The 19,601-nt window shown below is 60.8% G+C and carries 14 protein-coding genes and 1 pseudogene; 4 read left to right on the plus strand and 11 right to left on the minus strand.

Translation table 11 applies throughout. The features are described from left to right. The 4 genes from urtC to CO667_RS26865 form a co-directional block, all read right to left on the minus strand. Positions 1 to 1,164 carry an urea ABC transporter permease subunit UrtC gene (gene urtC / locus CO667_RS26850; RefSeq protein ID WP_097621316.1) on the minus strand — a complete coding sequence of 388 codons (1,164 nt, stop codon included), beginning with the start codon at positions 1,162 to 1,164 and terminating at the stop codon, positions 1 to 3. Then, positions 1,161 to 2,813, minus strand: coding sequence for an urea ABC transporter permease subunit UrtB (gene urtB / locus CO667_RS26855; RefSeq protein WP_097621317.1), 1,653 nt, complete (start codon positions 2,811 to 2,813; stop codon positions 1,161 to 1,163). The genes urtC and urtB overlap by 4 nt, the downstream gene beginning before the upstream one ends. Positions 2,814 to 2,925: 112 nt before the next feature. Continuing rightward, a complete protein-coding gene (urtA, locus tag CO667_RS26860) occupies positions 2,926 to 4,218 on the minus strand; it encodes an urea ABC transporter substrate-binding protein (protein WP_097621318.1) in 1,293 nt (430 codons plus the stop codon). 190 nt (positions 4,219 to 4,408) lie between these two features. Next, positions 4,409 to 6,304 (minus strand): phosphatase PAP2 family protein, encoded by a 1,896-nt coding sequence (locus CO667_RS26865; RefSeq protein WP_097621319.1) that lies wholly within the window; start codon positions 6,302 to 6,304, stop codon positions 4,409 to 4,411. 178 nt (positions 6,305 to 6,482) lie between these two features. On the opposite strand from CO667_RS26865, the gene CO667_RS26870 reads away from it, so the two are divergent. Beyond that, on the plus strand, positions 6,483 to 9,869 hold the full coding sequence (locus CO667_RS26870; RefSeq protein ID WP_097621320.1) for an ATP-binding protein: 3,387 nt from the start codon (positions 6,483 to 6,485) through the stop codon (positions 9,867 to 9,869). Continuing rightward, positions 9,862 to 10,779 carry a response regulator transcription factor gene (locus CO667_RS26875; RefSeq protein ID WP_097621321.1) on the plus strand — a complete coding sequence of 306 codons (918 nt, stop codon included), beginning with the start codon at positions 9,862 to 9,864 and terminating at the stop codon, positions 10,777 to 10,779. The genes CO667_RS26870 and CO667_RS26875 overlap by 8 nt, the downstream gene beginning before the upstream one ends. Positions 10,780 to 10,973: 194 nt before the next feature. On the opposite strand, the gene CO667_RS26880 is transcribed toward CO667_RS26875, so the two are convergent. The 6 genes from CO667_RS26880 to CO667_RS26905 all read right to left on the minus strand — a co-directional run bounded on the left by CO667_RS26880 (position 10,974) and on the right by CO667_RS26905 (position 16,502). Beyond that, positions 10,974 to 12,089 (minus strand): branched-chain amino acid ABC transporter substrate-binding protein, encoded by a 1,116-nt coding sequence (locus CO667_RS26880; protein WP_097621322.1) that lies wholly within the window; start codon positions 12,087 to 12,089, stop codon positions 10,974 to 10,976. Positions 12,090 to 12,209: 120 nt separating this feature from the next. After that, the gene (locus CO667_RS26885) at positions 12,210 to 12,563 is read right to left on the minus strand and encodes a DUF6867 family protein (protein ID WP_097621323.1); all 354 of its coding nucleotides are present in this window, start codon (positions 12,561 to 12,563) and stop codon (positions 12,210 to 12,212) included. 19 nt (positions 12,564 to 12,582) lie between these two features. Continuing rightward, the gene (locus tag CO667_RS26890) at positions 12,583 to 13,326 is read right to left on the minus strand and encodes an ABC transporter ATP-binding protein (RefSeq protein ID WP_179874224.1); all 744 of its coding nucleotides are present in this window, start codon (positions 13,324 to 13,326) and stop codon (positions 12,583 to 12,585) included. Next, a complete protein-coding gene (locus tag CO667_RS26895; protein WP_097621324.1) occupies positions 13,326 to 14,204 on the minus strand; it encodes an ABC transporter ATP-binding protein in 879 nt (292 codons plus the stop codon). Before CO667_RS26895 ends, CO667_RS26890 begins: the two co-directional genes overlap by 1 nt. Then, a complete protein-coding gene (gene livM / locus CO667_RS26900; protein WP_097621325.1) occupies positions 14,204 to 15,595 on the minus strand; it encodes a high-affinity branched-chain amino acid ABC transporter permease LivM in 1,392 nt (463 codons plus the stop codon). The genes CO667_RS26895 and livM overlap by 1 nt, the downstream gene beginning before the upstream one ends. 4 nt (positions 15,596 to 15,599) lie before the next feature. Further along, positions 15,600 to 16,502, minus strand: a complete 903-nt coding sequence (locus CO667_RS26905) for a branched-chain amino acid ABC transporter permease LivH (RefSeq protein WP_097621326.1) — start codon at positions 16,500 to 16,502, stop codon at positions 15,600 to 15,602. Positions 16,503 to 17,042: 540 nt separating this feature from the next. Here CO667_RS26905 and cysQ point away from each other — a divergent pair. Beyond that, a complete protein-coding gene (gene cysQ / locus CO667_RS26915) occupies positions 17,043 to 17,840 on the plus strand; it encodes a 3'(2'),5'-bisphosphate nucleotidase CysQ (protein ID WP_097621327.1) in 798 nt (265 codons plus the stop codon). 628 nt (positions 17,841 to 18,468) lie between these two features. After that, on the plus strand, positions 18,469 to 19,194 hold the full coding sequence (locus CO667_RS26920) for a sugar transferase (RefSeq protein WP_097621328.1): 726 nt from the start codon (positions 18,469 to 18,471) through the stop codon (positions 19,192 to 19,194). 71 nt (positions 19,195 to 19,265) lie between these two features. On the opposite strand, the pseudogene CO667_RS36000 reads toward CO667_RS26920, so the two are convergent. Next, positions 19,266 to 19,520: pseudogene (locus CO667_RS36000) on the minus strand (LuxR C-terminal-related transcriptional regulator); the annotation flags it as partial. Between the last annotated feature and the right edge of the window lie 81 nt (positions 19,521 to 19,601).

The raw sequence follows: 19,601 nt of genomic DNA on the forward strand, positions 1-19,601 counted from the left end.
TCACTCCGCCGCCTGGATTTTCGGTTCGATGCCGTCTTCCTGCACCGCGGGCGGGACCGCAGCGGAGACGGCTTTCCGTTTGCCGAGATATTGCGCGATCGTGCCGACGACACCCTTCGGCAGGAACAGCGTGACGGCGACAAAGAGGCCACCGAGCGCAAACAGCCAGAACTCCGGAAAGAGACCGGTGAAGATCGTCTTGCCGCCGTTAACGAGGATCGCGCCGATGATTGGGCCGATCAGCGTCGCCCGTCCACCGACAGCCGTCCAGATGACGACTTCGATCGAGTTGGCGGGAGCGAATTCGCCGGGGTTGATGATGCCGACCTGCGGCACGTAGAGCGCGCCGGCAATGCCTGCCATCATCGCCGAGACGACGAAGGTCAAAAGTTTGAAATGCTCGACGCGGTAGCCGAGGAAGCGCGTGCGGCTTTCGGCATCACGCACGCCGACCAGCACCTTGCCGAACTTCGAACGAACGATCGCCGAGGCAAGCAGCAACGACAGCGCCAGGAAGATCGCGGTTGCCGCAAAGAGGGCTGCACGCGTGCCGTCGGCCTGGACGTTGAAGCCGATAATATCCTTGAAATCGGTCAGGCCGTTGTTGCCGCCAAAACCCATGTCGTTGCGGAAGAAGGCGAGCAGCAGCGCGTAGGTCATCGCCTGGGTGATGATCGAGAGATAGACGCCGTTGACGCGTGAGCGGAAGGCGAACCAACCGAAAACGAAGGCAAGCAGGCCGGGCACGACGAGAACCATCAGCGCCGCAAACCAGAAATGGTTGAAGCCGTACCAGAACCAGGGCAGATCCTTCCAGTTCAGGAACACCATGAAGTCGGGCAGAACAGGATCGCCGTAGCTGCCGCGGGTGCCGATCTGGCGCATCAGATACATGCCCATCGCATAGCCGCCGAGCGCGAAGAATGCGCCGTGGCCGAGCGAGAGGATGCCGCAAAAGCCCCAGACGAGATCGAGCGCAAGCGCCAGCAGCGCATAGGTCAGATACTTGCCGAACAGCGACATGATATAGGTCGGCACGTGCAGCGGGTTGGTCGGCCCGGTCATCAGGTTCAGGACTGGAACGAGAATGGCGACCAGAAGCAAGAGGGCGATGGCAATGACGATCTTGCGATCGAGAGACCGGAGAAGGAAGGCCGTTATCATGCTTCCACCGCCCTTCCTTTGAGTGCGAAGAGCCCGCGCGGACGCTTCTGGATGAAGAGAATGATGAGAACAAGCACCAGGATCTTGCCGAGCACGGCGCCGGCGAAGGGCTCGAGGAACTTGTTGACGACACCGAGCGACAGAGCGCCGACCAGCGTGCCCCAGAGATTGCCGACACCGCCGAAGACGACGACCATGAAGCTGTCGATGATGTAGGACTGGCCGAGGTTCGGCGAGACGTTGTCGATCTGGCTGAGCGCCACGCCGGCAATGCCGGCAATGCCCGAACCGAGCGCGAAGGTGAAGGCATCGACCCAGCCGGTGCGGATCCCCATCGACGAGGCCATGCGCCGGTTCTGCGTGACGGCGCGCATCTGCAGGCCGAAGGCGGAGCGTTTCAAAAGCATGAGCAGCGCCAGGAACACGACCATCGAGAAGACGATGATCCAGAGCCGGTTCCAGGTGATGGCGAGCCCGCCGAGATCGAACGCGCCGGACATCCAGCTCGGATTGCGGACCTCGCGATTGGTCGGGCCGAAAATACTGCGCACCGCCTGCTGCAGGATCAGCGACACGCCCCAGGTGGCGAGCAGCGTTTCGAGCGGCCGGCCGTAGAGATAGCGGATGACGGCCCGCTCGATAACCAGACCGACAAAGCCGGTAAAAACGAAGGCGGCCGGCACCGCAAAGGCCAGGGAATAATCGGCCAGTTCCGGAAAGGCCGCGGCGATGTACTCCTGCACGACATAGGTCGTATAGGCGCCGATCATCACCATTTCGCCATGCGCCATATTGATGACGCCCATGACGCCGAAGGTGATCGCCAGGCCGATCGCCGCAAGCAGGAGCACCGAACCGAGCGACAGACCATACCAGACGTTCTGGATGACGTCCCACAACGCCAGGTCGCGATTGATGGAGCTGATATTCGACTGGATCGCCGGCTTCAAATCATCGGGCGCGGTTTCGAGCGTGGTCGTGAGAATGGTCAGCGCATCGCGATTGCCGCGCGCCGCGATCGTATCGATTGCAGCCTTCTTGTCCTCGACGCTCGCATCCGTCTTCAACAGCAGCACGGCGCGCGCCGCTTCCATCGTAGTCTTGATCTCCGCGTCCTTCTCGGTCGCAAGCGCCGAATTCAGCAGCTCGAGATTGGCGGGATCGGCGTCTTTCAGCAGTCCCTGTGCGGCGGCAAGCCGCGCGGAACGATCCGGGCTCATCAGCGTCAGCTGGCTGTTGGCGGCGCTGATGACGCCGCGAAGCGCGTTGTTGATTTTGACCTTGGTCATCATGTCAGGATCGACATCGTCAGCGGCTTCGCCGGTGATCGGATCGGAATAGGTCGGTTCGTCATCGGTACCGCCCTGAAGGAGCACCGGGCCGCCGTCGGAGTTGACGTAGAGAAGGCCGCCGCTCAACTGCTGCAGGATCTGGCTGACATGCGGGTCCTTGGAGGCGACCAGCGCCTTGATGGCCGCTTCACGTTCCGAGAAATCGCCGACGCCGAGCGCGTCGATGAGGACATGAATATCGCCCTCGGCCCGGACTTCGCCCGAAAATGTCAGACTTGAAAAGGACAGGTCCGAAAAAGTCAGGCCCGAAAAAGTCAGACAAAGCGTGATGAGGAAAATCTTTATGGCGCGATACATATGCTTTCTCGCCCTTGATATCGTCGGCCTTGCGGCGCAATCGCCGGGACGGAGCTTCCGCCCGGGATCACCCGGACGGAAGTCACGCGGCATCGATCGTTCGAAGGATCTGTCAGGAGCCCTTGCCACCGCACTTGCCGGTGGCAACGTTGAAGTTGCCGCAGGACATCGGCTTGCGCCAATCGGAGATCAGATCCTTGGAGTCCGGAAGGTAATCCGACCATTCGTCGCCGACGACGGCAGGCGTCTGCTGGACGATTTCGAACTGGCCGTCAGCCTGGATTTCACCGATCAGCACCGGCTTGGTGATGTGATGGTTCGGCATAACGGTGGCATAACCGCCGGAGAGGTTCGGAACGCTGACGCCAATGATGGAGTCGAGAACCTTGTCGGTATCGGTCGTGCCGGCAGCCTGGACGGCCTTAACCCATGCGTTGAAGCCGATATAGGCCGCTTCCATCGGGTCGTTGGTCACGCGCTTATCGTTCTTGGTGAATGCATGCCAGTCCTTGATGAACTTCTTGTTGGCCGGGCTTTCCACGGACTCGAAGTAGTTCCAGGCAGCGAGATGGCCGACGAGCGGCTTGGTGTCGAGACCGGCAAGCTCTTCTTCGCCGACCGAGAAGGCGACCACCGGGATGTCGGTTGCCTTGATGCCCTTGTTACCCAGTTCCTTGTAGAACGGAACATTGGCGTCGCCGTTGATCGTCGAGACGACGGCGGTCTTCTTGCCGGCCGAACCGAATTCCTTGATCTTGGAAACTTCGGTCTGCCAGTCGGAGAAGCCGAACGGCGTGTAGTTGGTCATGATGTCTTCTTTCGGAATACCCTTCGAAATCAGGTATGCCTCGAGAATCTTGTTGGTCGTGCGCGGGTAGACGTAGTCGGTCCCTTCGAGCACGAAGCGCTTGACGCCTTCTTTTTCCATCAAATAGTCGACGGCCGGAATGGCTTGCTGGTTCGGAGCCGCACCGGTGTAGAAGATGTTGCGCGAGGATTCTTCGCCTTCGTACTGCACGGGATAGAAGAGCAGTGAATTCAGCTCTTCGAAAACAGGCAGCACGGATTTGCGCGAGGAGGAGGTCCAGCAGCCGAAGACGGCGGCGACCTTGTCCTTTTCGATCAGCTCGCGGGCCTTTTCGGCAAACAGCGGCCAGTCGGAAGCCGGATCGACGACGACGGCCTCGAGCTTCTTGCCGAGAAGGCCGCCCTTCTTGTTCTGCTCATCGATGAGCATCAGCATGGCATCTTTCAGCGTGGTTTCCGAAATCGCCATCGTGCCCGAAAGCGAATGCAATACGCCGACCTTGATCGTATCTTCGGCAGCCACCGCGCCGTGGAAAGCGGCCGACGCCGCCATGACGGCACCGAGCGCAGCACCGGTGATCGTGGATCTGAAATTCATCTGTTTGAGCCCCTCTTCTTGTTCCGCAACAGGCCGGAAACGGAATTTAACTGTTGCCGAGGGGACTATCGGGCGCTGCAACGCAAAAACACATACGCAAAATGACGTAGGCGCAGGGGGCAAACGGGCTGATTGGAAAAGCAAGGGCATCCCGCAGCTGGGGATGCCCTCTTGGTTCGGAGACGGGGAATTAGCCGTCGATCGTCAAGGTCACGACCGTCGGGCCATAGGAGAGGCTGGCCTTGTGGCCGGGAACGGTGACCTTGCCGAAGGCGCCGGAAAGGGCACCCGCCTTCAGGATCTCGATCTTCGTCCCGGGCGCCGGGGCATAGCCATTGGCAAGCGTCACGTCGAGATCGCCGGCCAGCGCCGCCTTGCCTTCGACGGTCAGCGTGCCTGCGCCGTTCGCGCCGAGTGCCAGCTTCGCCGCCGCATTGGCGGATTGCTGATAATCGCCGCCCACGGTCAGAGGCTTGTCGGCCGCCACAACGAGCGAGCCGCCATTGATCGTCAGCCCGGCGGTGCCGAAGGCGGAGGACGACCCGGCAACCAGCACCCCTTCTTCCAACACGGTACCGCCGGCATAGCTGTTGGCACCGGAAAGACCGAGAATGCCGCTGCCGCGCTTCACCAGCCTACCCTTGCCGCCGATGTCGTTGCGCCAGCTATCGATCGCATTGAAGCCGCCCTTTGCATCGTCCATCGTCACGGTCACATCCTGCTCGAAGGCGCCGTAACCATCGGCGGCGGCAAACAGGTTGAGGCGGCCGTAACCTTCCGCATCATCGATGAGCGGATAGCCCGACGCGATCTCCGTCGTCTTCAATACGTCGCGGCGCTGCTCGCCGTTGAGATAGGGCAGACGCGTTTCGAGAAGCGCTTCGGCACCCTGCGGCACGCGCGCCGGCTGGTCGGTCGCATGGATCGTCGGCAGCCCGTAGCTCAGGCGCTGCAGCACGTAGGCGCGGTTGGCGTCATGATCGGCAAAACGGTCTGCGGCGAGCGGTGCCGCGTGCGCGGCGACTTCGAGTGCGCCCGCATCCGCAACGCCCGACTTGGCGACGAGCCATGACTGCGCCTGGGCGTAAGCATCGCCCTTCAGCGCCGCGTTGTCGGCCTTGTTCAGATTATAGACCACCGTCGCGGTGCCGAGCATGCGGCCACCCATCACGTCGAGAGGGGAATGCATGCCGGCGAGGATGCGGTCTTCGCCCAGTTCGCTAGCGCGTGTGATCATTTCCTGAAAGCGCTGCGGCACGAGGTAAGCCATGGCGAGCGCATCGCGCCAGGCTTCCGCCGTATGACCGCTCGGGAACCCGCCGTCCTCGACCGGCTTGCCGCTCTTGGCAGGCTCCAGCGTGGGAACGACCGACACGTCCTGGCTCCAGCGATAGGGGCGGCCATATTTGAAATAGCGCTTGGCGGGCTCGGTCGAGCCGTCACCGCTTGCGGCGTTGATGAAGTCGATTGCAAGGCCCATGTCCGGGTTGGCATCGGTCTTGTTTTCCGTGTCCGGCTTGCTGCCGGCACCGCGATTATTGCCCTTGTCATCATATTTGACCGTCGTTGCGTCAGCCGCCACCTCGGTGATCGTCGTGGTCTGCTTGGAGCCGGCCTTCCAGGCATCCGTCAGCGGGCCGAGACCATCGACGATGCTGGCATTCTTGCCGCGCCGATCGTCGAGATAGGCGGCCACCGCCTGCTCGGCCGTCCGCGCCCGCGTCGCCTTGACGACATAGGCGATGTTGGCGTCATGGACGGCCTGGTTGACGACTTGACCGTCGGTCTTGCTGGCGGGAATGCCGTCCCAATCCGTCTTGGCGACCGCCGGGCAATTGTCCTTGGCCGGGGCGTCGACACCCGCATCGACGAAAGCTGTGCGCGGGGTCCAGATTTCGAGGAAGCCGGAGAGAAGGTGAACGGCGGCGTTGGTGTCCACCGTCGAGAAGCAGGCGTCACCGCGCTTGTTGGTGTTTCCGGCTTCCGCATAAGGCGCTATTGCCTGCTCGGCGCTGGCAAAAGACGGCACGATGGAAAGAAGGCAGACGAGGGCAGTGCTCAGGCGGCAAAGGCTTAAAGCAGACATGGTGATACCCGAAATGGTTGAACGAACGCGGGGAGAGTTAGAGCTCTTATGTGACAGATCAATTTCAAAAATATTGCCATTCTGTGAACCAGCCGGCGTCCGCCTCTTGCCTTTCCCATCCATCCCGCCAAAACTGGCTGAAAGACGATGAGCCCCACCGGAATGCCGAAAGGAAGACATGGCAGCGCGCCAACGCATCATTCCGGTAAGACGCGAATATAATCGCTGGGTCGCCAACCAGACGCTGGAAGATTATGCGCTGCGCTTCACCGCAAAGAGCGCCCGCCATTTTTCCTCGCAGCGCATTTCGCAGACGGCGATCGGCGCGATCTCCTTCCTGGCGCTCGAGGCGATCGGCGGCGCGATCACTCTCTCCTACGGCACCACCAACGCCTTTTATGCCATCATCGTCGCCTCGATCGCCATGCTGGCGATCGGCCTGCCGATCAGCCGCTACGCTATCCGCCACGGCGTCGACATCGACCTTCTGACGCGCGGTGCCGGCTTCGGCTATATCGGCTCGACCATCACCTCGCTGATCTATGCAAGCTTCACCTTCATGCTGTTTGCGATCGAGGCTTCGATCATGTCCGGGGCGCTGGAGCTCACCCTCGGCATCCCGCTCTGGATCGGCTACATCCTCAGCGCCGTCATGGTCATCCCGCTGGTGACGCACGGCGTGCGGCTGATCAGCAAGTTCCAGCTGATGACCCAGCCCTTCTGGATCGTGCTGAATATCCTGCCCTTCATCTTCATCGCCTTTCTGGACTGGGAAAAATTCGATCTCTGGCGCGCCTTTGCCGGCATCCATCATGCTTCGGGTCCGCCCGGCACTGTCGCCGATTTCGATCTGGTCGAGTTCGGCGCGGCCTCCGCCGTCATCCTGGCGCTGATGTCGCAGATCGGCGAACAGGCCGACTTTCTGCGTTTCCTGCCGCCGGACCCGCAGCGCAAGTGGCGCCATCGCCTCGCCGTCTTCCTCGCCGGACCCGGCTGGGTGATTATCGGCGCGCCGAAACTGCTTGCCGGCTCCTTCCTCGTCGTGCTGACCTTCGCCTCGGGCGTGCCCCTCGACCGCGCCGCCGATCCGGCGCAGATGTATCTGACCGCTTTCGGCTACATGCTCCCCTGGCACAATGCGGCGCTGCTGTTGATGGCCGCCTTCGTCGTCGTCTCGCAGCTGAAGATCAACGTGATGAACGCCTATGCCGGCTCGCTCGCCTGGTCGAACTTCTTCTCGCGGCTGACCCACAGCCATCCCGGCCGCGTCATCTGGCTGGTCTTCAACGTCGCCATCGCCCTGCTTTTGATGGAGCTCGGCATCTACCGGCTGCTGGAAGAGACGCTCGGCATCTTTTCGATCGTCGCCATGGCCTGGCTCTGCACGATCTCCGCCGATCTCTTCATCAACAAGCCGCTGGGGCTTGCCCCTCCCGGCATCGAGTTCAAGCGTGCCCATCTCTACGACATCAATCCGGTCGGCCTCGGCGCCATGACGCTGTCGGCGACGGTGTCGCTGATCGCCCATTTCGGCGCCTTCGGCGAGACCGCCGCCTCGCTTGCCCCCTATATCACCCTCGTCATCGCACTCATCGCCACGCCGGCGCTCGCCTGGGCGACGAAAGGAAAATTCTACCTCGCCCGCAAGCCGCGCCAGAGCTGGAAGAAGCTGACGAGCATCACCTGCTCGGTCTGTGAACATCCGTTCGAGCCGGAGGACATGGCCTGGTGCCCGGCCTATGCCGCGCCGATCTGCTCGCTCTGCTGCTCGCTCGACAGCCGCTGCCACGACATGTGCAAGCCGGCCGCCCGTTTCAACGCGCAGGTCGGCACCGTCGCCAAGGCACTGCTGCCGGAAACCGTTCTGGGAAAGCTGACGACACGCCTCGGCCGCTACGGCATCGCCGTCGTGCTGGCCCTGACCGCCATCGGTGCCATCCTGGCGATGATCGCCCATCAGGTCGCCGCCGCCTCACCCGAAACGGCCGAGGTCGTCAACCGCACCATCCTCATCGTCTTCTTCGTTTTCTCGGTGATCTCAGGCGTCGTCTGCTGGTTCTATGTGCTCGCCCATGACAGCCGCGTCGTCGCCGAAGAGGAATCCTCACGCCAGAACACGCTGCTGCTCAAGGAGATCGCCGCCCACAAGAAGACCGACACCGCCCTGCAGAACGCCAAGGAGACGGCCGAGGCCGCCAACCGCGCCAAGAGCCGTTACGTCGTCGGTCTCAGCCACGAATTGCGCACACCGCTCAACGCCGTGCTCGGTTATGCCCAGATCCTCGAACGCGACGAGACCATCCCGGCGCCGCGCCAATCCTCGATCAAGGTCATCCGCCGCAGTGCCGAACACCTCTCCGGGCTGATCGACGGCCTCTTGGATATTTCCAAGATCGAGGCCGGCCGCCTGCAGGTCTATTCCAACGAGATCAACATCCAGGATTTCCTCGACCAGATCGTCGACATGTTCCGCCCGCAGGCGCAGGCCAAGGGGCTCGCCTTCATCCATCAGCGCTCAACCGCGCTGCCGCAATTCGTCCGCACCGACGAAAAACGGCTGCGTCAGATCCTCGTCAACCTACTCTCCAATGCCATCAAATTCACCGACGACGGCAGCGTCACCTTCGATGTCGGCTATCGCAGCCAGGTCGCGACCTTTACCATTGCCGATACCGGCCGCGGCATCACCGAGAAAGACCTGCCCCGCATCTACGAACCCTTCCAGCGCGGCGAGGCCGAAAGCGTGCGGCCGATGCCGGGCCTCGGCCTCGGCCTCACCATCACCCGGCTTCTGACCAACACGCTCGGCGGCGAGATTTCGGTTTCGAGCGTGAAGGATGAGGGTTCGACCTTCCGCGTCCGGCTGATGCTGTCCGCCGTCATGCGCGCCGTGGCCGCCGCACCGCAGGAAAAACGCATCGTCGGTTATGACGGCCCGCGCCGCACGATCGTTGTCGTCGACGATAACGAAGACCATCGCGAGATGATGCGGGAAATCCTGGCGCCGCTCGATTTCATCGTGCTGACGGCGGCGGGCGGCGCCGAATGCCTGACGCTGATCGAGGGAATTATACCGGACCTCTTCCTTGTCGATATACTGATGCCCGGCATGAACGGCTGGCAGCTCGTCTCGCGTCTGCGCGAGGCCGGTCAGACGGCGCCGGTACTGATGCTTTCGGCCAATATCGGCGATGCGGCGGTTCTCGGCGACAGTGACGACAGCCACAATGATGCGATCGGCAAGCCGGTCGACATCCGTCAGCTCCGCGACAAGCTCGCTTTGCATCTTGGCCTGAAGTGGATCTATGCCGACGCAGCACCCGCCGTTCCCGTCAAGGCCGAGGCACCGATGCTGAGCCCCGGTGCCGCCCATGTGCAGGAATTGCTGCGGCTCGGCGAGATCGGCTATATCAGAGGCATCGAAGCCAAGCTTTCGGACCTTGCCAAGGTGGAGGCAAATCAGCCATTCACCGAGAAACTCCGCACCTATGTCGCCGCCTTCGATCTCGCCGGCTTCATGACCTTCCTGCACGACTTCGACGAAAAGGTGGAATCCATTGGCTGAGCCGGCCCTCCCCCGCGACATCGTTCTGCTCGTCGACGACTCGCCCGAAGCGCTCGGCTTCCTGACCGACGCGCTCGAACAATCCGGCTTTTCCGTGCTGATCGCCACGTCGGGCACCGCAGCACTTGGTATCGTCGAGCGCATCACCCCCGATCTCATCTTGCTCGACGCGGTGATGCCCGGCATGGATGGCTTCGAAACCTGCCGCCGGCTGAAAGCGAATGCCGCGGTGGCGCAGGTGCCTGTCATCTTCATGACCGGCCTGACCGAGACCGAGCATGTCGTGCACGCGCTGGAATCCGGCGGCGTCGACTATCTCAGCAAGCCGATCAACATCGACGAGCTGCGCGCCCGCATCCGTGTCCATCTGCGCAACGCCCGCTCGGCCCAAAGCGCCCGCGTGGCGCTCGACGCCGCCGGCCGCCATCTGCTGGCAGTCAAAGGTGACGGCGCCATCCACTGGTCGACGCCGCAGGCAACACGGCTGGTCAATGCCGCCATGGGCAGCGACGACGGCATGGACATCGTCGTTCGCCATATCGCCGGCTGGATGCGCGACCGCGTCGCCGCGGTGCGTGACGGCATCATCTCGATCGCCCATGCCGGCCAGGCGGCGCTGCAGCTCGCCTTCCTCGGCGCGATCGGCCCCGACGAATATCTCTTCCGCCTCACCGCCGCCAATCAGCGCAGCGACGACGAGATGCTGCGCCAGCGCTTTTCGCTTACCCAGCGTGAATCCGAAGTGCTGCTCTGGATCGCCAAGGGCAAAGCCAACCGCGACATCGGCGAAATATTGGGACTGTCGGCGCGCACGGTGAACAAGCACCTCGAACAGATCTACGTGAAGCTCGGCGTCGAGAACCGGGCATCAGCCGCCGTAAAGGCGACGCATGTGCTGCACGAGATGTGAGGAATATTGAAGTTCCCTCTGGCGGCCGGCCATCTCCCCACCTGTTACGGCCCTGATGCCGGGCTGACAGGTGTTCGGAGACATGCCTGACACTTCCGCGATGATTGTCGCAGGCGGAAGGGAATGCAAACGTCCCAAAAAAGAAGCCCGGTCGGAACCGGGCTTCGATAGTCATGTCCCAGAATGGGGAAAGCTTACTGCGGGAAGTAGCTGTACTTGCCGTCCGGACCCTTCTTCCACTCATACATGATGTAGCCGGGGATCTTCGGGTCGCCCTTTTCGTCGAACGAGATGTCGCCGAGAACGGTCGGGAACGGACCCTTTTCCTTCATGGCCGTGGCAACGGCTTCTGCGTCCGTCGAACCGGCAGCCTTGGCAGCACCGGCGATCGCCTGCATCGCAGCGTAGGAATAGAGCGTGTAGGCTTCCGGGTTGAAACCGGCGGCCTTGAACTTTTCGACGAGTTCCTTGTTGGCCGGGTTCAGCGTCGGATCGGGACCGAAGGTGTTCAGCGTACCGGCGACTGCGTCGCCGGCGATCGAGGCCAGTTCGTTCGAAACGATACCGTCGCCCGAAACCAGCGTCGCCTTCAGGCCCTGGTCAGCCGCCTGACGGATGATGAGACCGGCTTCAGTGTGCAGGCCACCCCAATAGATGATCGAGACGCCGGCTTCCTTCATCTTGGCGATGAGGGCGGAGAAGTCCTTGTCGCCGACATTGATGCCTTCATAGATGACTTCGGTGAGACCGGCGGCATTCATCGCCTTCTTGGTTTCATCGGCAAGGCCCTGACCATAGGGGGTCTTGTCGTGAACGACGGCGATCTTGGCGTCCTTGAAGTGGTCGGCAAGATACTTGCCGGCGATGGCGCCCTGCTGGTCGTCACGGCCGCAGGTGCGGAACGTGTTCCAGAGGCCCCGTTCCGTAAACTTCGGGTTCGTCGCGGCCGGGGTGATTTCGAGGATGCCGTTTTCGGCATAGACTTCCGAAGCCGGGATCGAAACGCCCGAGTTGAAGTGGCCGATGACGAACTTGACGCCGTCAGCAACGAACTTGTTGGCGACCGAAATGCCCTGCTTCGGGTCGGAGACGTCGTCGCCGAGCTCGATCTTGATCTGCTCACCGTTGATGCCGCCGGCAGCGTTGATATCGGCGGCCGCCTGCTCGGCACCCTTCTGAAGCTGAGCGCCGAATGCGGCGTTCGGACCAGTCAGCGGACCAGCGACAGCGATGAGGACGTCGGCCCAAGCGTTGCCGCTGAAGGCGACCATCGCCGTCAGAGCCACTGCCGACAGAAGAGACTTCTTCATATTGTTACTCCCAATTTTTGGGCGGGTTTCGGTCCAAGACCCGGCGCATTACCCACCATTGACTGCGCCAGGGAAGCTGTTCCACTCGGAAGGCAATTCATGCCTAGTTTCAACGGACTGTCAATGTTTGTCCTTCCACGAGAACGCGGAAGTTTTTTCGTACAGCCAGTAATAGTTGTTGACCATCTGATTGGTGCGGCGGTAGCGGAAGCCGGCCGTCGAAAAGACCAGCAGCGTCACGAAATCGATGATGTAGTAGAAAGCGTCAAGCATCGGCCCATTGAACAGGGCGTGGTGCAGGAACTGCATCGCCCAGGCCAGCAGGAAGGTGTAGACGACGGCCAGCGGATAGTTGTTCCAGCCCTCGGCGACTGCTTTGCCGGCACGCCAAGCCGTCCAGAAGCCCAAGAGCACGACGATGACACGGATCGCCACAAGGGGGCCGGCATCGCCTTCGAAGAAAAGTCCCTGCATATCAAACTCTCCTTTCGACCTAGTGTCTTCCGCCTTCGAGATAGGCAGCGCGGACCTCGGGATTGGCGAGAAGCTCCTTGCCGGAGCCGCTCATCGTCACCTTGCCGTTCACCATCACGTAGGCGCGGTGCGAAAGCCTGAGGGCGGCAAACGCGTTCTGCTCGACAAGGAAAACGGTCAGCCCCTCCGCCTCGTTGAGCTTCTTGATCGCCTCGAAGATGCCCTTGACGATCAGCGGCGCAAGACCGAGCGAAGGTTCGTCGAGAAGAAGTAGCTTCGGGCGCGCCATCAGCGCGCGGCCGATCGACAGCATCTGCTGCTCACCGCCCGAAAGTGTTCCGCCACGCTGGGCATGACGTTCCTTGAGACGCGGGAAGAGCGTGAAGATCTTCTCGACGTCTTCGGCGAAGTATTTGAGATTGTCGAGGCCGGCGCCCATCTGAAGGTTTTCCAGAACCGTCATGCGCGGAAAGATGCGGCGGCCCTCCGGTGATTGCGCGATGCGCAGGCGGGCGATTTCATGCGTCGGCATGCGCGTGATGTCGCGGCCCTCGAAGACCACCGAACCGGTGCGGGCCTGCGGGCTGCCGCAGATCGTCATCATCAGCGTCGACTTGCCGGCGCCGTTGGCACCGATCAGGCTGACGATCTCGCCTTTGTTGACCTGGACATCGATGCCGGCCAGCGCACGGATATTGCCATAATAGGTTTCGACGCCATTCACCTGAAGGAGCGGTTGACCCGTCATTACTTCATCGCCCATCAGTTTGCGCCTCCTTCGAGCTGCTCGACGGTTGCGATCACCTCTTCCACTTCTTCATCCTCGACGCCGAGATAGGCCGCGATGACCCTCGGATCGTTCTTCACGTGATCCGGCGTGCCATCCGAAATCTTCTGGCCGTATTCGAGAACGACGACGTGGTCGGAAATTTCCATGACCACCGACATGTCATGCTCGATAAGCAGGATCGATGTTCCCGTCTCGGCCCGGATGTTCTGCAGCAGCGCGTTGAGCGTTGCTGATTCCCGCGGGTTCAGGCCTGCGGCCGGTTCGTCCAGGCACAACAGCTCCGGACCAGTGCACATGGCACGGGCGATTTCGAGGCGCCGCTGGGCGCCGTAGGGCAAATCGCCTGCCGGATCGTCGGCACGGTCGATCAGATCCGCCTTCTCAAGCCAGTGACGCGCAAGCTCGATCGCTCCAGCCGCCTCCCGCTTATAGGGACCGACGCCGATAAGGCCGAGGATGGTATAACCCGATGCCTTCATCAGCTTGTTGTGCTGGGCGACGAGCAGGTTTTCGAGAACAGTCAGACCGGAAAACAGCCGGATGTTCTGGAAGGTGCGCGCCACCTTGGCTTCCTTGGTGATGCGAAAGTCCGGCAGACGCTCCAGCAGGTACTGCTTGCCGCTCTTCTGATTGAGCGTGATCATGCCCATCGTCGGCTTGTAGAAACCGGTGATGCAGTTGAAGACGGTAGTCTTGCCTGCACCGTTCGGCCCGATCAGCGCGGTGATATCGCCGCGCTTGGCTTCGAAGGAGAAGTCGTTGATGGCCATTAGGCCGCCGAACTTCATCGACAGGTGCTCGACCTTGAGAAGAGTGTCGTCAGACATCGTGTTCGTTGCTACCGGGCTCATCAACCATGGCCCTCCTTGATGAAGCTTCCTGATATCGCCCTTCGCTCCTTGAGGAAGGCGGTCGGTTCACGTGAGCCGACGAAACCGCGCGGCTTGAACAGCATGACGACAACCATGGCGAGGCCGAAGAGCAGCATGCGGTAAAGTTCCGGCGTGAAGTCGGGGCCGAAGACCGCTTTCAGGAAGTCCATCTCGCGCAGCGCTTCGGTGCCGCCGACCATGACGATCGCGGCGACGGCAATGCCGGTCAGCGATCCCATGCCGCCGAGAACGACGATGGCAAGAACGACGGCCGATTCCAGGAAGACAAAGGATTCCGGCGAGACAAAGCCCTGGCGGGCCGCGAAGAACGAGCCGGCGAAACCGCCGAACATCGCACCCGTTGCAAATGCCGTGAGTTTGGTCGTCACGGTGTTGATGCCGAGCGAACGGCAGGCGATCTCATCTTCACGCAGCGCTTCCCAGGCACGCCCGATCGGCATGCGGCGCAGCCGGATGGTGACATAGGCCGTCAGCATGCAGAGCATCAGAATGAGATAGAAAAGGAAGATCTTGTAGTAGGCAGACGACATCGGCAGGTGGAAGAGTTTGGCAAAGCCGCCGGCCGACGCATCGAAGGGGATACCGAAGAGTGTTGCCTTCGGAATGCTCGAGATGCCGAAGGTGCCCTTGGTCACGTCAGTCCAGTTGATGAGGACGAGGCGAATGATTTCACCGAAGGCAAGCGTCACGATGGCGAGGTAATCGCCGCGCAGGCGCAGCACCGGGAAGCCGAGAATGACGCCCCAGAGTGCTGCGAAGATGCCCGACAGCGGCAGCAGCACCCAGAAGGACAGGCCGAAATAACTCGACAGCAGCGCGTAGGAATAGGCGCCGACGGCATAGAAGGCGACGTAACCGAGATCGAGCAGACCGGCGAGACCAACGACGATGTTGAGGCCCCAGGCAAGCATCACGTAGATGAGGATCTGGATACCGAAGTTATCGACCCATTTCAGTGAGCCCTGAGCACCGACCAACGCCACGATCACCACAGGATAGAGCAGCAGTGCAATCAGCGCGATCTTCAGGAAATGCCGATGGAAGAAGTTCTTCTCGGTCGAGATGTCGAGATCGCCTTCCCGCGCCTTATGGAGCTTGCGGCGGTCGATACTCGGCTTGATGAAAACGACCATGGCGAAACGGCCGATCGCGGCGACTGCGACGAAGATCGCAAGCAATCCCCAGCGCTGGACGATGATCAACTCGTTGTTGATATTCTGGTCGGTCTTGAGGCCGACATAGAGAACGAACATGCCGAACGACAATACGGCGGCGAAAAGGGCTTCGGTAAGGCCTTTGCGGACAAGTCCGGCATCGGGCTTGTCTGCAGAATTCGTAATGTTTGCCATGACGTTATACCTTCTCGACTTCCGGCCGCCCAAGGATACCTGTCGGCTTGAAGATCAGCACGAAAGCGAGGATGGCGAAGGTCGCGACATCCTTGTACGCGATGGTGAAATAGGCCGACCACAGCGATTCGATGAGGCCGATCATCAGCCCGCCGAGAACGGCGCCCGGCAACGAGCCGATGCCGCCGAGAACAGCTGCGGTAAATGCCTTCACACCCGGCGTGAAGCCGTCGGCGAACGAAGCGACGCCATAATACATCAGATACATCGTGCCGGCGACGGCAGCCAGCGCCGCGCCCATGACGAAGGTGATCGAGATCGTCTGGTCGACATTGACGCCGAGCAGTGCCGCCATCTTTCGGTCCTGCTCCGTGGCGCGCTGGGCGCGGCCGAGTGCGGTACGATTGACGATATACCAGAAGATCGTGAGCAGCACCGCCGTGATGACGATGATGATGATCTGCTTCAGCGACACCGAGATGTTGCCGAACTGGTAAACCGTGCTCACCATCGGCGGGATCGGCTTGTTGCGCGGACCTTGCGTCACCTGGATGAAGTTGGACAGCGTGATCGACATGCCGATCGCGGTGATCAGCGGCGCCAGGCGGAAGGAACCACGCAGCGGACGGTATGCGACGCGCTCGATCGTCCAATTCCATAAACTCGTCATCAGCATCGCGACGACAAGCATCGCCAGCAGCAGAACTGCCACCGGAAGACCTGCGAAGATGGATGTGAGGACGAGAAAGACGATAAGAGCGGCGAAACCACCGAGCATGAAGATGTCGCCATGGGCGAAATTGATCATGCCGATAATGCCGTAAACCATCGTATAGCCGATAGCCACAAGGCCATAGATGGATCCAAGCGTCAGCCCATTGAAGAGCTGCTGGACGAAATACTCCATATGTCGTTTTCCCCTGGATGCGAGCCGAACAGGCTGCATCTCTTTTTGGTTCTTTGGTTCCCCGTTTCAGAGAACCTCATAGGCCGAATGCATACCGGTTTCGTTGAAAATGTGAAGACAAAAAGGATTTACTCCGCCAAATTCTTGCCCGAACAGGCCGAAGTGGCGCATTTTAAACCAAAATCCACAGAAAATCGGCAGGGAAGGGCGTATTTTCAGTCAGAAACTGCCACTGAGTTAACCATCCGCGGATGTCGCCGGCGATTCCCTACGCTGCCTACTGCGCAAGCTATTCCATAGAATTGGAAGATGGCGCAAATTCAAACCTCAAGCCGGCTGCTTTTACGAATACCATTTCGCCGGCAAATGCCCCATCTTCGTCTGACAAGGCTGAAAGCTTATGGTAGCATCGTCAACGGCGTTATCGGGGAGGCGGAGCGCGACGGGAAACACCATATCAAGTATTAGTGGTGACAGGGATGGTTTGCGGACGAGCGACAGTGGGGTGCTCGGCCCGCGTGGCGAAACGGCAAAACGACAATGCTAAGGACATTTGAAAGGGCGGCGCTCGAAGCCGGCAGGGCCATTATCACGGTCTTGCGCCAAGGCTTCCCGGTCGCCATGAAAGCGGATGCCAGTCCGGTCACGGTCGCCGACGAGGAGGCCGAACGCATCATCCTCGCGCATCTCGCCAGAGATTATCCCGAAATACCGGTCGTGGCGGAAGAATCGGTCGCCGCCGGAAAAGTGCCCGATATCGCCGGCCGAGGCTTCTTCCTCGTCGACCCTCTCGACGGCACGCGCGAATTCGTCGACGGACGGCAGGAATTCACCGTCAACATCGCCTATATCGAGAGCGGCGCCCCGGTGGCCGGCATCGTCTACGCGCCGGCGCTCGGGCTTGCCTTCTCCGGAGAACGCGGCCGGGCCGAACGGCTCGTCGTCACCGACGATTTCGCGGTTGGCGCGCGCGCAGCAATCACCGTGCGCGAACAGCCGGCCGACAGGCTGGCGCTTGCAAGCCTTCGCCACAACAGTCCGGAGACCGGGAGCTTCCTTGCCGATCACGCGATCTTCAAGTGCACCAATATCGGCTCCTCGCTGAAGTTCTGCCTGCTGGCCGAAGGCAAGGCCGACGTCTATCCGCGTTTTACCCGCACGATGGAATGGGACACCGCGGCCGGAGATGCGGTGCTGCGCGCCGCCGGCGGTTCGACGGTAACGCTCGACGGAGCGCCGCTGACCTACGGCAAGACCGGAACCGCGGCCGATTTCGACTTCGCCAACCCGAACTTCATCTCATGGGGCGGCAGGAAGCGCGTCCTCGAACCGGCGTAATCCCCCGCAGCAGGCACGAACGACCGACACCGGGTAAATCGCTCGCACCAAGCGATACCTCGTGCCTGTCGCCGGCCTCGGCACGTGGCTCCCGTTCGCCCCCTTCTTTAAGGCCGCTGTCTGCACAGCTTCGAATGCGGACAGCTGTAGAGTGTGATTTGCAACGCCAGGATGGGCCAGGCGATACCCCGGCGCGAATCCGATTCGCCGAATCTTCCGTGCCGGATGCTGCCGATCCCGCCTTGATTTTGTCATATTGTGACACAGTTTGATGCCGACCGGGCATCTTCGCCAAAAAAATTTCGCTTAGGATCCGGTTAAAAATATCGGTTAACGGGTATTGGTCGCGTGCCGAAACCACACGTCGGACCACCCCTGGAAGCTCTCGTCAAAGGCCTAAAAACTTTGACGAAATTCCATTTATTAACAAAATATCATGAGCTTGCCTCAACTTAACGCAGATGCGAAAGATTTATTGCGATGCGATATTTCTCTGGACACCATTACACAATTGTCGCATTTTTCCGTTTTAGTAGGGTTACCAAGACCTGAGTGCACCCCTGGTGACAGGGTTAACCATTGATCGCCTATTGCCGCCGCGCCCCTCGAAGACAACAGAGTACGATCCTTGAGCATCACGGAACTAAACAACAGCATTTCGACTGACTCCTTCAGGCCGAGCCGCCGCCAGCAGCCGAGCCTGAAGGTTCAGACCCCCGTCATCCATAGCGATGCGCCGCAGGCGCCGCTGATGGACATTGCCCTGAAGCGGGCGTTCGACATCGTTTCGTCGTTGAGCGCCCTCCTCGTCCTTGCCCCCTTCCTTCTTTTCGTCGCGCTGCTGATCAAGCTCGACAGCCCGGGACCGGTGCTCTTCAAGCAGACCCGCTGGGGTAAGAACTGCAAGGCCATCAAGGTCTACAAGTTCCGCTCCATGCGCACTGATCTCTGCGATGTCTCGGGTGTTGCCCAGACGGTGAAGAACGACCCGCGCATCACCCGTATCGGTGCCATTCTTCGCCGCACGAACGTCGATGAGCTGCCGCAGCTGCTGAACGTGCTGATGGGCCACATGTCCGTCGTCGGTCCGCGCTGCCATGCGATCGGCATGCGCGCCGGCGGCATGCTCTACGAAGAGCTTGTGCCAGAATATCATCAGCGCCACGCCATGCGCCCCGGCATGACGGGTCTTGCCCAGATGCGCGGCCTGCGCGGCCCGACCGATCGTCCGGCCAAGGCGCGCGCCCGTATCGCCAGCGATCTCTATTACGTCGGCAATTTTTCGATCCTGATGGATATCCGCATCATTGCCGGCACTGTCGTGTCGGAGCTGACCCGCGGAAAAGGTTTCTAAGTTTTCCGAGAATAACCGGCTGCCTTTACGCATGTAGGCCAAAACCGTGCATCGGTTTTGGCCTACATGCGTTAAAACGGAACCTGAGGCGCGCGGTGACGCGCTTGAATGCACGCCCGGAAGCGTGCAGCATTTCCGGGATAGCGACTGACGGCCGCCTGCATACGGCTGAGCGAATCAAGCTTGCGCATCCCGCTCTTCAGATAACCCACCATATGCGACGAGAGATCGAGAATGATCGCGATCTCGTCGTTGCTCTTGCCGGCCGCAGATCAGCGAAGACATCCGATTTCGTGTCGGTTCAGCCTCTTCAACCTCCCCTCCTCCGGCCTATGGCATTCACACATTTAAAATTGCCTATGGGATTGCCTTCTGATTCTCTTGTTGCAAGCAGGAGAATTGAACGA

The sequence above is a fragment of the Rhizobium sp. L43 genome, assembly GCF_002531725.1.
Classification (GTDB): domain Bacteria; phylum Pseudomonadota; class Alphaproteobacteria; order Rhizobiales; family Rhizobiaceae; genus Rhizobium.